This window comes from Spiroplasma sp. hyd1, assembly GCF_016082235.1.
Classification (GTDB): domain Bacteria; phylum Bacillota_I; class Bacilli_A; order Mycoplasmatales; family Mycoplasmataceae; genus Spiroplasma; species Spiroplasma poulsonii.
In genome coordinates, this window is sequence record NZ_JXYY01000116.1 from 1 (window position 1) to 1,231 (window position 1,231).

At 17.8% G+C, this 1,231-nt stretch carries 1 pseudogene; it reads left to right on the plus strand.

Annotation, left to right across the window (positions count from 1 at the left end):
- Positions 1 to 716 (plus strand): annotated as a pseudogene (locus tag TS70_RS06605) (hypothetical protein); the annotation flags it as partial.
- Positions 717 to 1,231: the final 515 nt, after the last annotated feature.

Consider the following 1,231-nt stretch of genomic DNA (forward strand, 5'->3'; position numbering starts at 1 on the left):
GCACTTTAAAAAATGATAAAACTAAATTAGAAAAAAATTTAAAAGAAAAAGAAAGTGAAATTAGCACTTTAAAAAATGATAAAACTAAATTAGAAAAAAATTTAAAAGAAAAAGAAAGTGAAATTAGCACTTTAAAAAATGATAAAACTAAATTAGAAGAAGATTTAAAAGAAAAAGAAAGTGAAATTAGCACTTTAAAAAATGATAAAACTAAATTAGAAAAAAATTTAAAAGAAAAAGAAAGTGAAATTAGCACTTTAAAAAATGATAAAACTAAATTAGAAGAAGATTTAAAAGAAAAAGAAATTGAAATGAAAAATTTAGATAAAATAATAATCAAAATAAAATATAAATTAAAAAATTCTCAATTTTTTTCAGCACAAAATATATTAGAAAAATTTTTAAAACAATATGAAGAAATAGAAGCCAATAATGTTAAAAAACAATTAAATTCAGTTGAAAATTTAAAAATTGATATAAGTAAAATTAATAAAATCAATGTATCAGATTGAAATAAAGATAATAAAAATTTAATTGTTTTTTTAAAAAATAAAATTTTGAATGAACTTAAAAATTTATCTAATTCTTTAACTGAAAATGATTTTGAAATATTTTTAAAAGATAATAAGAAAGATGTGGGTTTAAAAATAATTATTAATGGTATAAATAATGCTATTGGTCAAACGCCAATAATACAAATTGATCTTAGCGAATAAATTAGACTTCTTGCAATACAAATGATAATAATTGCAAATTAATTTGTAAAAAGATAAAAATCAAAGTTTAGAAGGTTTAATTAATTTGAAAAATACATTAAATTATGTTTGCAGATTGAATAATAGAAATTTACCAAGTATAAAATTAATATTTAATAATATTAAAGATAATGAAAATACAAGTTTTATATATAAATTATTAGTTAAAAATGATTTAGCTAATAATTTAATTAAATAACATAATAAAAAATTCTGATACATTTATTAAGACTGAAAATGATTTAAGTAGTATTTGGGAGAACCCATATTATTGGCGGCAAAANCAAGCATACGAAGAACTNATCAAGGAAATCAAATAANGGAGAAAAAGAATAAGTGTTATATTTCTTTTTGTAAAAAATATGCAACATTATCTAGTGGTACACTTTTTTTATGTAGCCATCACGAAGAAGACTTTATGAATTTTTTAATTAATTATGAGAAAACAAATAATAATTCAATTTTTTATATAGAAA